Origin of the sequence: Candidatus Erwinia haradaeae (assembly GCF_900698855.1) — a bacterium.
Taxonomy (GTDB): domain Bacteria; phylum Pseudomonadota; class Gammaproteobacteria; order Enterobacterales; family Enterobacteriaceae; genus Erwinia_E; species Erwinia_E haradaeae_F.
In genome coordinates this window covers 73,592-87,370 of record NZ_LR217698.1, presented here as the reverse complement: position 1 = coordinate 87,370, position 13,779 = coordinate 73,592, and the positions used below count along the sequence as shown (strand labels likewise).

Here is a 13,779-nt window from a genome sequence, read left to right as displayed (position 1 = left end):
TTATATAAATATCAACCAGTTTTACTAATATACATTAATTTTTATCCTCTATAAATAATATAATATATCAGCTTCAACTTAAAGGAGACCAATTGTCTGTAATGCTCTCTCAAGAGCAATACAACTTGATTGCGTTAGGGGCGTCATCGGAAGTCGTAACACATCAGTTTCTATTAAGCCCAATCGTTTTGCAGCCCACTTAACTGGAATAGGATTGGGTTCAATAAATAATTTCCGATAAAGACAATCTAACCGATCATTTAAGGATCGGGCTTGTAAAAATTTATTTTTCTTTGCTAAATCACACAGATGAAACATCTCATAAGCTGCAATATTAGAAGTGACAGAAACCACACCATGTCCACCTAACTGCATAAAATCTAGTGCAGTAGGATCGTGACCACTTAATAAAATAAAATCAGATTTAATAAGAGACTTTAGTTGACTTACTCTTGATAAATCTCCAGTAGCTTCTTTAATTCCGATTATATTTTTAATTTGAGCCAATCTTTGAATAGTAACTGGTAGTAGATCTGTTCCGGTCCTCGAAGGAATGTTATATAAAATTTGAGGTAAATTAGTACTAATAGCAATTTCTCTAAAATGATGGTAAAGACCTTCTTGCGTTGGACAATTATAGTACGGAGTTATAGTCAGACAGCCGGATAAACCAGTATTTTCAAGACTTTGAGTGAAAATTATACCTTTAGAAGTTGAACAAGATCCAGTTCCAGCAATCACTGGAATACGATTATCTGCTAGCTCTAAAGTAAGAAGAATGACATTGTAACGCTCTTTATCAGTTAAAGTAGCCGATTCCCCTGTAGTACCAGAAATAACTATGGCTGATGTACCACTTTTAATATGATAATCAATTAATCTTTTTAAACTAATACGGCAAATCTTACCTCGTCTATTCATTGGCGTAATTAATGCAACTATACTACCTTCAAACATCACATATAACCCCTGCATAAAAACACAAAAACTATAATTTTTATATAAAAAAATCAAAATAACAATCGTATTTATTCATTCCACTAATCTTAGTGTATTATTGATACATAATTCATTTATAAGAATATTTCTTTTAGTATATTACTCAATAATACACCCCTTTGTTGACTCTTTAAGTATTTCAAACACATAATAAATTTTACTCAATCATAAAAAATATATTCCTAAAGCTCAACGCTAATCCTATGAAATGTAGATTTCAAATATAATTATAATTCAATATTATAACTTATTGAATTAACATGTTTCTCAAGTTAAAATACAAACAATTCATCAAACATGTATGAATATTATAATTATAGAAAACTCTATATTATAACTTTTCTAATAGAAAATCTTTATATGTAGCCTCCTTTTCTTGTTCCTGTTGTATCATAAAAATAAATGAGCTTCGATTATTGCAACTTAAGTAAATTTTAAAATATCTTCTGACTATAATTGATCATATCAATATCTTTGGTAAAAACTCTCTTACATCTTATTACCATTCTTGTTCCTCTAACATAAGGAATAAATAAAATAATACTTTTAAAATTTATTAATTAAAAATTAATGATGAAAGTAAAATACTTTTTATAAAATCTCTATACAATCTCTAGCAATCTACAATACCTAAAATCATATAATATAAAAAAATAATATTACATAATTCACATTCTAAAAGGTCTAATATGATAAAAATCAATACAGTCATATAAAAATCTCAAATTTTATTTGCAACTGTCTCCTTTAATCAATCTAAATTCCTTACTCTCTATATCCATCAAGATATCATTTTGATTAAAAGTCAAAGTTAAAACTTGTTGATTCATAGTCTGATACCGCGATTCTCTCCTACAAACATAATGCCAAATATTACTTTGGGATGAATTATGAATCATAGGCCTCCCTAATAAATAAGAAATCTGCTGTTTAGTCATACCAATACGAATTTTTTCAATGCTTGCAGTTGTTAGGCAGTCTCCTTGATTCAGATTGTTCCTGTATAGCACTTGATCTATAGTAGAGCAACTAGAGCTAATTATTAATAATAATATTGGAGCAATCCAAGATTTATAACGTAGCATAAATTTTTATTCCCTGTAATCTAGACATTTTATTTCCTCAAAACTATGAATCCAAGTATTCATAGTGTTGAGTCTAATTGTCAGTATACATATAAATTCATAATGACATAAACTTAAATACATATTTGCACGATATAATTTTAATATAAACATAAATTCACTATTTTCTTTATGATCTATATTTAAATATAGAGTAAGATCGAAATCCAAAATATATATCTATGATTCCAAATTTAAAATTTAATCAAGCGGTACTCGACAAACAATGCAATCTATTCTTCTAAAAAACTAAAGAAAAAAATCATGCATAACTTTTATGACTCTATTAAAAAAACTATTGATACTCAAGGATTTCGCTGTCCAGAGCCAATTATGATGATTCGCCAAGCTATTCGGAATATAGAAGACGGTGAAACTCTGCTCATTCTCTCTGACGATCCATCAACAACCCGAGACATACCTAACTTTTGTCGCTTTATGGGGCATATTCTTATATTTAAAAAAACTAAAAACTTACCATATCAATATCTCATAAAAAAGGGATTAGCATAAAATAATAACCTATTTTATTAGATAACATGCATGTACGTTAGATCAATAACAATATATTAATAATCTTTGTCTTTCTTTTAAAGAAAAGCATATTGAGATTTTTATTTCTATGCAATATTATGCAGATTCTTATTTAAACAAGAAACTATATATCAAAAACAGGAAAAATAGATCTCAAAGAAATGAAAATTAAATATACTTATACCAACATAGATTACATTTAAAAACTATAAAAAATAAACAAATAATTTATAAAATAAAATATAAATATTAAATTATAAATATTCTAAAGATAATTAATTTTTACTTAAAAATAAAATTGATTCAAAAATAATAGTACAATTTACCTTTTTGTAAAAAAGAGTCATTCATTTAATTCTAATTAAATATTATTTTTGAATTTATATACTATATTTATAGTAGAAAAGTCTTTTTATAAAAAAATAAAAAACTAAATAAAATAAAAATTTTTATAACATTTTACTAAATAAGTATATAAAAATCTTTGTACTTAGTACCATAAATACCTAGACTAGTTATTTTATTTCATATGATAACCTATTAATACAATGTCAAATCATACCAATATAATGCACTTGACAAAATCAGCATGTATACTAATTGATTATGATAAAATAAAAATACCAAAACCCAGTAAATTCAAATTATCTCACCCTCTTCTGATCTCCCTAATTATACATCTTAATCATAATATTTTAATATATTTGTATAAAACCACAGAAAGAAAGTCCTATAAAAAATGATGTCATAAATATATGGTTATAACAACAAAAAATCACTACCTAATTCTTAAAAAATACAAGACTTTATGAATCTAAAGTTATTTTTTATAAAGTCATATAACAAAATTAATTAAATATCATCAAATCTATTATCATTCACCTTCTACATAAAAACCTAGACAAATTAATCACCTAACAATTCAGTCTATTAATACTATGCTATAAAACCTTTTACTAAGCTATAGTACTAAACGCCCTCCAAGGAGATAAATAAAAAAAATAATAGAACCAAAAAAAGAAATGAAATTATAACAATCGATTACCAACCCATCTAAACTATCAAAATCATTATACATTCTTCTCATCTTCTCATCAGAAGATGATAATTTTAAATTTGTAAATATGTAAATATGCTAGATACATTTGTTTCAAATATATATTCACAATAATAAAACCCATCTCTTTACAAAAAACCCCTTCGACATAAAATTACACCGACAATAAAATATTAATACATATAAATCTTATAACCACTAAGAAGAATAAAATTAATAGTTAGCTTTGATATTTGAAAATATGATATATTTAATTAAATTTAATTTACACTTTCTTCATAAAAATAGACTGATATAAATCAAACTAAACCAGTAGTAAATATAAAAATAATATATCTGAAGTTACTTGAATATATACTTCAATTATTGATATAATCTTTTTTAAAGATTTAATAATTTAAATTATTTCCTAGCGAAAATTAGAAAAATCAATCTTTATGACTATATCATCATATAATCGATATAGTAAAAAACTAAAAAAACACCAACCTCAGATCTAAACAAATTTATAATATATATTTTCTAATACTAATATTAGTAAAAAATAAAAAATATTTCCTTAATCTATAATCAATGTACATATTCTTCTAATTTCTTTTTATAAAAATTAAGAAAAATAGATAGGAAAATTTATTACGTTCTCTTTATCTCTTCATGTATGATGTATAAAAATACTCATAGATTTTATCTTATAAAAATAATCTTATCTAATTCAATATATCTCAATACGGTCTTATGAAATACTAACTCACGCCATAAATTATCACAATTATCCTTTTCATTTTACTAATGCATCTGAATAAAAAAATTATTTTCAAAAATAAATACGTCAAGATATATGAGTTTCCTTTTCAAATAACTTTGAACATATCATAGAAATAATACTTATATCAAAAATACTACCTATTTAAACAGTAAATACTAGTACACCAAAACTATAACTAAATGATTAGGACTCTAGACTATTATCTGTATAATAAATCTCTTCTAAGAAAGTCGAAAAATAAAAAAATATAATTTTACCAAAATTTTAAAATTATAAATACAAACATCATTAGTTGTTTAGACCAAAAATAATTGATTGAACTAGATCAAGTTTCTACTTTTATAGAATTAAATAATAATAAAAAATTCAAAAATTAAAAAAATAAAATTATTCTCTTTTTCTGTATAAAATATTTTCCTGTTTGCAGAATTCTCTGTGAGAAGATTAAGGTTGATGACATAAAAATTTATAATATCCAAAATTGATTATCCTGATAAAAACCTGCGCATTTTATTTTCTCTATTCCATATATTAAAGATGAATACATCACATATAATAAACACCTAGATTAATATCATAATGATAGCTTCTTTTTAAAGAGTTAAAAATTAAAACCTAAACCTAAAAATACTTCAAAATAAAAAAATAAAATAAAATAATAAAATCAAATATACTTCTTGATCATCCAGCATCTTTTAAAAATTCATTATGCTAATTAAATTAAACTTTATCATATTATAAATGAATACAATAGAAATTGTATAATATAGAAATTCTCAACTATACCAAATATTGATATATTGAACCCGTCTTAATCAAGCATTAAGAATCTAATTTTGGGTTTTTTGAAAAAAAGATTAAATTTTCATTTTTGTCTTTTTAGACCAAAAAATATACGAAAATATTCATAGAATAATTTTGCCATAAGATTATTATGAAACATAAATGCTATATCTAAGATTCCATATCTGAAATTATTTTCAGTAAATCTCGCTTTCTATCATTAATAAATATTTTATATGCTATCTAATAACTTATCTATTTATATTAATATATGTAAGATATTAATTTTCATTCCTTATCTAATCCATCAAGTTGATATATAAAATGACAATAAATAATAAATAGACTATAGATATTAATCAACTTATAAAAAAGAAAATTTGATATCTTTTCATGAGAACAAAATTATGAAAAAAAACCAAACTAATATTTGTACAACATCGAAACCATAGGTGTTTACTAGTTAATTGAAATAAAAATTCTAAAAATCATCCTGAAAACTATTTATGTTCAGTATTATATAGTAAATTATAAAAAATAAATAATAAAAAATAAAAGACCAACAGTCAATAAAACATTACTGTATTGTACGCAATAATACAAATCACTATAAGCACTAAATTCTAGAATTTTAAATCTAATAAATATTAAAATAAATTTCTATAAGTTATTGATTATTTTAAAAAAATGTTAGATCTTATTAAGGTTATGCAATAATAAATTTATTTCAGAAATTTTTTTGTATATCTGTATCTCAAAATACCCTTCTTATCAAATACCTTAAAACTCTTCTCATCTAAATAATCATGATCTTAACTGAGAAGAATTAAGTAACATGTCTTATTCGATTATCAATCGATAAGATTTTTAAGTGTGCACGCTTAAAGACGTGCAATATTTTCATACTTTAATAATCTAAAATATATTAAAATTCATCTGCTAAATTTCTCTAAAAAATACAACCATAACATATGCGGTCAATATCAAATCAAAATAAAAAAACCTAATTAAAAATCCTAAGTCGACTCCCTTAAATAAACGAGATTTCATCCTAAAGTTAATTTTGTTATAATATAAATTATCAACATATTTTTTATGACTTAACTATCTAATTCTTCATTCAGAAACATTGATTATTTAAACATTACTTAATATTTACATCTAGATCACTTTTTTCTATTACTTTAACTTAACTTAATTAAACTATAGTAATAAATAACGTTAACTTTCAAAATGTTAAAAAGAATTAAAAATAAAATCTTGATCATTAATATAAATAACCTTGTTGACATATATAACAATACCATATTGATCTCAATCATCATTACTCATTATTCAAACTATAAAGAATTTAAGACCCAGACAAATAGACAGTTTGTTATAAAAGTTCTAAATCTAATTAATTTTCTCTATAAAAATAAGAATAGACCAAAAAAGAGGTTGTACATTTAGTCAATCAATCCAGACTAAATGTAAAAAAAATAGCATTCATTCCAGTTCCAATAAGAAACAACTATTCTAAATATACTATATAAAATATCCATAATATTAAATAATTACATGGTTAATTCAATATTAATAATTAAGAATTAAAGAAGACTAAAAAATTTTAAATCTAAATTTGAAGTAATATAATGTTGCCTTTCTTCAAAATAATTACTTTAAGTCACTAATAAATAAGACAAAATACATCTTTAATCATCATGTATTAAAATAACACACCTTTCTACTACTAGTTAAAAATGACAAAATAAGAATGAAGAAAAAGACAGTAACTAAATTAAATGTACTATAATAATCATATCTATCAGAATGTACTATTATAAAGTGAGTTATTTTATGACTTAAAATATCATTAATTTATTCTAATAAAAACAAATCTAAAAAACTACACACATACAAGCTATTACGTAGTATACACTACATTATAGTTTTATAACGAAGTATTAACTATTAGAGTTATATGTTATGTTAGAAAAAAACACTTCTGAAATATCTTTTCAAATTCAACGAATTTATACTAAAGATGTCTCTTTTGAGGCACCTCATACACCACAGATATTCCAACAAAGTTGGGAACCCGAAGTTAAAATGAATATTGAAACGAGCTCAAGTCAATTATCTGATAAAACATATGAAGTCTTACTACGAATAACCGTAAATGCAACTATTGGTAGCAATACTGCATTCCTCTGTGAAGTACAACAAGCAGGAATTTTTTTTATAGAGAACATTGAAGATGATCAAATGGCATATACCCTCTCTGTATCTTGCCAAAATATTATACATCCCTATGCAAGTGAATGCATTGCAAATTTAATATTACGTGGAACATTGCCCCCTCTGAATCTTGGGCCAATAAACTTTGAGAAACTATTCATAGAATCTCTTCATCAGACAAACCACACTACATAACCTAAGGAAGATGATGCATAACTCTAATGCTGTGATGAGCATTATAGGCTCTGGTTGTTACGGCACCGCATTAGCGATTACCTTAGCTCGTAACGGCTATAAAGTGCTATTATGGGGACGTAATCAATCTCATCAAGATCGTTTACAAATCAACCGTTTTCATCATAACATCCTTCCTCATACACCTTTTCCACCTAATTTAATCATTGAAAAAGATATTAAAAAAACGATAAAAGCTAGCCGAAATCTACTTTTAGTAGTACCAAGCTATGTTTTTGGCGAAGTCTTACAATATGTAAAACCCCACCTTCGTTCTGATTCTCGTTTAGCATGGGCTACTAAAGGATTAGAAAAAGGAACTGGAAGACTGCTACAAGACGTAGCACATGAAATACTTGGTGATAAAATCCCTTTAGCTGTCATATCAGGACCGACTTTTGCTAAAGAAATGGCAGAAGGTATGCCAACCGCAATTACCTTGGCCGCAACAGATCATTCTTTTGCTTCAGAACTTCAACAAATTTTGCATTGCGGCGCGAACTTACGGGTATATAAAAATACTGATTTAATCGGTGTACAACTGGGTGGTGCAATTAAAAATATTATTGCTATTGGAGCTGGCATCTCTGATGGCATCGGCTTCGGCTCTAACACCCGAACCGCTCTTATAACTCGTGGGTTAGCAGAAATGAGTCGCATGGGTACAGCGCTAAATGCTAATCCTTCTACGTTTACGGGCATGTCTGGACTAGGTGATTTGGTTCTTACGTGCACAGATAATCAGTCGCGTAACCGACGATTTGGAACCATGCTAGGCACCGGTAAAAGCGTGGAATACGCTATAAAATCTATCGGTCAACTTATTGAAGGATGGCACACCACTAAAGAAGTAAAAACACTGGCTTTACGCCACAACGTTGAAATGCCGATCACGGAACAAATTTACCAAGTTCTATATTGTGGTAAAAATGTCAAAGAAGCCGCATATTGTTTACTAACAAGACAAAGAAAAAATGAATATCACAGTAAATAAAATATAATTAAACACACGATTCATGAATAATATAATAATTTTGTGTAAGGAGAACATAGTAATGACATGCATAAAACCTGAAAACATTTGGCGTCACATCAGAATAGAGGCACACCAACTATCTGAATGTGAGCCAATGTTAGTCAGTTTTTATCACGCCATGCTTTTAAAGCACGATCATCTTGAAAATGCCTTGACCTATATTCTTACTAATAAAATTTCAAACACTTCTATATCAGAAGTATCTATGCAAGAAATAATTAAAAATGCTTACGAAGAAGATCCAACAATGATCACTTCTGCAGCATACGATATCTATGCAGTGCGTAATCGTGATCCAACTGTCGACAAATATTCTACGCCAATACTGTATTTAAAAGGATTTCATGCTTTACAGATCTATCGTATTACCCACTGGTTATGGAGAAAAAATCGTAAAGCTCTTGCTATCTATCTACAGAATGCTATTTCAGTCATATTTTCTGTCGATATCCATCCTGCAGCACAAATTGGACGTGGGGTAATGCTAGATCACGCTACTGGCACTGTTATAGGCGAAACAGCAGTGATTGAAGACAATGTCTCAATTCTCCAATCAGTCACTCTTGGCGGAACTGGTAAAACAAGCGGTAATCGTCACCCAAAAATCCGTGAAGGAGTTATGATTGGAGCTGGCGCTAAAATTCTTGGTAATATTGAGGTAGGGTCTGGAGCTAAAATAGGAGCTGGATCCGTGGTCTTACAACCAGTTCCTCCTCATACGACAGTTGCCGGTGTTCCAGCAAACATTGTTAAAAAACCAAATAACAATATGCCATTAATGGAGATGGATCAACGCTTTAGTGGAAAAAGATCAGGCTTTGAATATGGCGATGAAATTTAAGAAATATCTCTTATAAAATTTAGATCGTGTGAATATAAAATACTGTTTTATACCCCTCACTAATTACCTAATCTTCTTTAAATAAATAAATAAAATACTTAGTACTAAGACAAAATTCGTAATAATTATTATAGAACCTTTTCAATTCCCTCTTTCTTAAGAGGGAATAACAAAATGACCAAAAACTAACTACAGAATGCGTATTCTATTATTCTAATTAACTCTCTTTCTATATTAAAAATTCCTTTTATAGCTCTTCTTGTGCTATAAATTAATATAATCTAATATTACTATATAGAAAAACCTATCAACTTAAGACAGATTGAATTATGTATTTCTTATAAACTATAAAACATATACCCATTGTCTAGTTAAGATAATATAAGTATAACATTAATATTTCAATCTTATATCTATTTCCCGTAGCTCATACATAATCCTATTATGACTCAATGAACAATCACTAGGCTAATCTTTTTTAAATCCATAGCTATTTTTATTAAAAACCTTATTTACTAAAAATAATACAATATAAAGTTTAACTTTAAAAATATTAATATCTTTAAAAGAAGGTATACTTATTATCTTCCTAATATCTATAAAACCATCTTTGCAATAAAAATTACTTCCTATCTTTAGGAATTTCTAAAAAATCTCTTACAGTTAAGATGGACTTTAATTTATGAATATAAATGGAATCCTAAAGTGCTTTCATTAATTAGAGAAATAAGTAACCAAGATACTCCAGCTATTATAGATACCCCTTTTTTCTTAAAAATAATGCAAATATCTAACTAATCACATCTCATAGAGCCCTCTCCAAACCACCTAGCTTAATATAGAAGATCATCGGTACCATCAATTTTAATATAATTTTTTAGCAGTCTCTAACCAATCACGCTTAAAGGGACGCTTCATATTTTCAATAGCATCAATAATATTATGATGCACCATCTTTTCATTTTGAATACCTACACAACACCCACCGAAACCTTCTAATAACAACTCGGTTGCATATGCACCCATTCTCGACGCAAGTATACGATCATAAGCTACCGGAGCCCCACCTCTCTGAATATGCCCCAAAACGGTCACACGTGTATCACGCTTAGTTTTTTGTGCAATGTATCCTGCTAGTATATTTATATCACAGAGATGTTCAGTAATTGCTACAATCGCATGCTTTTTACCTTTAGCAATCCCAGCTTGTATTTCATGTACAAGATCTTCACGAGTATTCAGTGTTTCTGGTAAAACAATGAATTCACATCCACCTGCAATTGCAGCTGCTAAGGTAAGATCACCGCAGTGGCGTCCCATTACTTCAACAATTGAAATTCGCTGATGCGAAGAAGATGTATCACGTAAACGATCCATAGCCTCTACCACTGTTTCCAAAGCAGTGAAATAACCAATAGTATAATCTGTTCCAGCTACATCATTATCAATAGTTCCTGGCAAAGTAATGCAAGGAAACCCCATTTCAGTTAAGGACTTAGCACCAATATATGATCCATCACCACCAATCACCACTAGAGCATCAATACCACGTTGTTTCATATTCTCAATAGCAACACCACGAACTTCCTTGGAACAAAATTCTGGAAAACGAGCAGAACCTAAAAATGTACCACCACGATTAATCATATCTGATACACTATAGCGATCAAGAGTCACCATCCTGTCTTGATATAATCCTAAATACCCATCATAAATCCCAAAAATTTCAAGACCTGCACTCAAGGCAGTGCGAACCACGCCGCGAATAGCTGCATTCATTCCTGGGGCATCTCCACCACTAGTTAAGATACCTATCTTATTAATCATGAAAACCTCATAGAATATTAATAACACTCATAAACAATAAACAATCAAGATAATATTTATATAAAAGCTATAAATATAAAATTAATAAAAAAACTAATAAATTAATAAAAAGTAATTAATCAAACTAAATAATATTTACCGATTAATCAGTATAATCTTTTTATTATATTTAATTTCCTGCATCACTGGATACATCAAGTTCATTACTACGGTCGTAGTAATGCTCAATTTTCTTTCTTAAGATCTACTCGTTTTTCCATAATAATTTATTAACATAGCATAACTTTGTATCCTAATTCTTAGGATAATTTTATTACATAGAATCTTTTATTTCCCAAATGTACCTTGACGCTCTTTATCTACCACAGAACGAGGATCCTGATGAATAAGAACATCAGAACTTGGAAAGATATCAAGTAACGCCTTTTCAATTTGATTAACTATCTTATGAGCCTCACATAACGATAATTGGTCATCCATTTCTAAATGGAGTTGAATAAACCGCGTGGGTCCCGACTGACGAGTACGAATGTCATGTGCCCCACGTATACCTGGCCATACTGAAATCATATCAATGATAAGCTGGTGTTCTCTAGGAGGTAAAGATCGATCAAGTAAAACTTGTATAGCCTCATAAGCCATGCACAAAGCAGAATATAAAATCCATATTCCAACATATAATGCACAAAACGCATCTGCTCGGTAAAATCCATACCAACTGAACGTTATTGCTAGCAAAATCACACCATTCATTACTATATCCGACTGATAATGCAGCATATCTGCACGAATAGCTTGACTCTCAGTCCGTCGTATAACCCAACGCTGAAACATAACTAACGCTAGTGTAGAAAACAATGCTATTAAAATAACAAGCACCTCTACTAACGGTGCTTTTAGTTCTTGAGGTGATGTAAGATTACGTAATCCAGAGAGAAAAAGAAAAAGCGCAGAACCAGAGATCAACATACTTTGAGCGAGAACCGCAAGAGATTCAGCCTTACCATGACCAAAAGCATGTTTAGCGTCAGGAGGCTGAACGGCGTACCGTATAATTAGAAGGTTAGTCATTGAAGCAATAACATCAACTAACGAGTCCACTAGAGCTGCTAGCATACACATAGATTCAGTATGCCACCAGGCATAAAGTTTAATAAACAATAACAGAAAAGAAAGAACCATACCCGCTATAGCCGCTGAAAAAACCTGCCGTACGTATTTGGCGCTCATAACAGCTACCATCCAGTTAAACCTGTTTATTGTATTATACAATAGTCTACATACAGATAAATATCTTATAAAAGAACAAAACGTTTAACTTTATTAAAAAAATATTTTAAATATCATTAAATTTTTATATAATCAATCTAAGTATTAGAGGAGCTATTTTCAATCAAAAACTCACATCTGAAATCATTTCTACAAACCCTATAAAACTACATGGATTATTTAATTTAATCCGTTAATTGTCTAATTATCGATTTAAATCAACTTAATATATCATTAATATGATGTATATAAAAAAAATAAAAAAACAATACAAATTCTTTAATATGTTTTAAAGATAAATATAAATAACATCATTCAACTATCTAACATAATTATGATTAATATACTTAAGAATAACCTTCGTGTTCTAAAAAATAAAAACAATAATCAAGATACTAACAAAATCAAAATAATTTTGAATATAATTTAAAAACAATAATTAAATATATTCACAAACAATCTCTTGGTAAGTGTAGTAGACGATCTAATAGAGACTTTAATCGAAATAAAAAATAAAAAGTATCTATAATTAATAAACTCTAATAACCAACACTATGCCAAAACTCACCTAATGAATAATTATAATTAGATATTACAATAAATAAACCAAAAAGAATAGATTAGATGACTATTTCTATAAAACTATATTATAATTTACACTTAAATAACTTAATTTAATAAAAAAATAAAATACTATTAAATAGACTTACTCAGTTATCTTTAATGAAAGATAACTCAATCATCTCTGATGATATCTACATAGATTTACTGGTAATTACTATTCTATTCTTAATCTACACCTTTATTATATAATAAGTCTAAAAAAACTACCTCTATCTTATTTATAAATTACAGATAAGTAGATAAAACTCTATGCGCCGGTCTTCTATGAAAACCACCTTTCTGAACGAAAAATTCGTAGAACCTCAATTAATAGACATCCGTACAGTAAAACTCCAATCGCTCCATCTTTATAATTGAAAATATAGAGAAAAATACTAGGTAATTTATTAAGTCAATCAAAGCGCTGTTTCTAAAAAAACTTCTAACCATAATAAATTATCACTACAAAATTTCATCCTAATTAAT

Annotated in this window: 8 protein-coding genes; 4 read left to right on the top strand and 4 right to left on the bottom strand. The window is 27.9% G+C overall.

Annotated features, from left to right (window positions below; translation table 11 throughout):
- Positions 1-78: 78 nt before the first annotated feature.
- Both dapA and bamE read right to left on the bottom strand, forming a co-directional pair.
- Positions 79-957, bottom strand: coding sequence for a 4-hydroxy-tetrahydrodipicolinate synthase (dapA, locus tag HACICURT3053_RS00270; protein WP_157991777.1), 879 nt, complete (start codon positions 955-957; stop codon positions 79-81).
- Between the two features lie 770 nt (positions 958-1,727).
- Positions 1,728-2,084 (bottom strand): outer membrane protein assembly factor BamE, encoded by a 357-nt coding sequence (bamE, locus tag HACICURT3053_RS00265; RefSeq protein ID WP_157991776.1) that lies wholly within the window; start codon positions 2,082-2,084, stop codon positions 1,728-1,730.
- 303 nt (positions 2,085-2,387) lie between these two features.
- On the opposite strand from bamE, the gene tusA reads away from it, so the two are divergent.
- The 4 genes from tusA (at position 2,388) to cysE (ending at position 9,594) form a co-directional block, all read left to right on the top strand.
- Positions 2,388-2,636 carry a sulfurtransferase TusA gene (tusA, locus tag HACICURT3053_RS00260; protein WP_157991775.1) on the top strand — a complete coding sequence of 83 codons (249 nt, stop codon included), beginning with the start codon at positions 2,388-2,390 and terminating at the stop codon, positions 2,634-2,636.
- A 4,595-nt stretch (positions 2,637-7,231) separates the two neighbouring features.
- Complete coding sequence (secB, locus tag HACICURT3053_RS00255) at positions 7,232-7,678, top strand: protein-export chaperone SecB (protein ID WP_157991774.1); 447 nt, start codon at positions 7,232-7,234, stop codon at positions 7,676-7,678.
- Positions 7,679-7,691: 13 nt separating this feature from the next.
- Positions 7,692-8,711, top strand: coding sequence for an NAD(P)H-dependent glycerol-3-phosphate dehydrogenase (gene gpsA, locus HACICURT3053_RS00250; protein ID WP_157991773.1), 1,020 nt, complete (start codon positions 7,692-7,694; stop codon positions 8,709-8,711).
- A gap of 61 nt (positions 8,712-8,772) precedes the next feature.
- Positions 8,773-9,594, top strand: a complete 822-nt coding sequence (cysE, locus tag HACICURT3053_RS00245; RefSeq protein ID WP_157991772.1) for a serine O-acetyltransferase — start codon at positions 8,773-8,775, stop codon at positions 9,592-9,594.
- Between the two features lie 864 nt (positions 9,595-10,458).
- On the opposite strand, the gene pfkA is transcribed toward cysE, so the two are convergent.
- Together pfkA and fieF are read right to left on the bottom strand one after the other, a co-directional pair.
- Positions 10,459-11,421 carry a 6-phosphofructokinase gene (gene pfkA / locus HACICURT3053_RS00240; protein WP_157991771.1) on the bottom strand — a complete coding sequence of 321 codons (963 nt, stop codon included), beginning with the start codon at positions 11,419-11,421 and terminating at the stop codon, positions 10,459-10,461.
- 327 nt (positions 11,422-11,748) lie between these two features.
- Positions 11,749-12,651: a CDF family cation-efflux transporter FieF gene (gene fieF / locus HACICURT3053_RS00235; RefSeq protein ID WP_157992283.1), complete on the bottom strand. Its 903-nt coding sequence runs from the start codon at positions 12,649-12,651 to the stop codon at positions 11,749-11,751.
- Positions 12,652-13,779: the final 1,128 nt, after the last annotated feature.

Excerpts from the sequence above, each read along its gene's own strand:
- dapA (WP_157991777.1), bottom strand. The coding sequence starts at position 957 with ATGTTTGAAGGTAGTATAGTTGCATTAATTACGCCAATGAATAGACGA.
- bamE (WP_157991776.1), bottom strand. The coding sequence starts at position 2,084 with ATGCTACGTTATAAATCTTGGATTGCTCCAATATTATTATTAATAATT.
- tusA (WP_157991775.1), top strand. The coding sequence starts at position 2,388 with ATGCATAACTTTTATGACTCTATTAAAAAAACTATTGATACTCAAGGA.
- secB (WP_157991774.1), top strand. The coding sequence starts at position 7,232 with ATGTTAGAAAAAAACACTTCTGAAATATCTTTTCAAATTCAACGAATT.
- gpsA (WP_157991773.1), top strand. The coding sequence starts at position 7,692 with ATGCATAACTCTAATGCTGTGATGAGCATTATAGGCTCTGGTTGTTAC.
- cysE (WP_157991772.1), top strand. The coding sequence starts at position 8,773 with ATGACATGCATAAAACCTGAAAACATTTGGCGTCACATCAGAATAGAG.
- pfkA (WP_157991771.1), bottom strand. The coding sequence starts at position 11,421 with ATGATTAATAAGATAGGTATCTTAACTAGTGGTGGAGATGCCCCAGGA.
- fieF (WP_157992283.1), bottom strand. The coding sequence starts at position 12,651 with ATGAGCGCCAAATACGTACGGCAGGTTTTTTCAGCGGCTATAGCGGGT.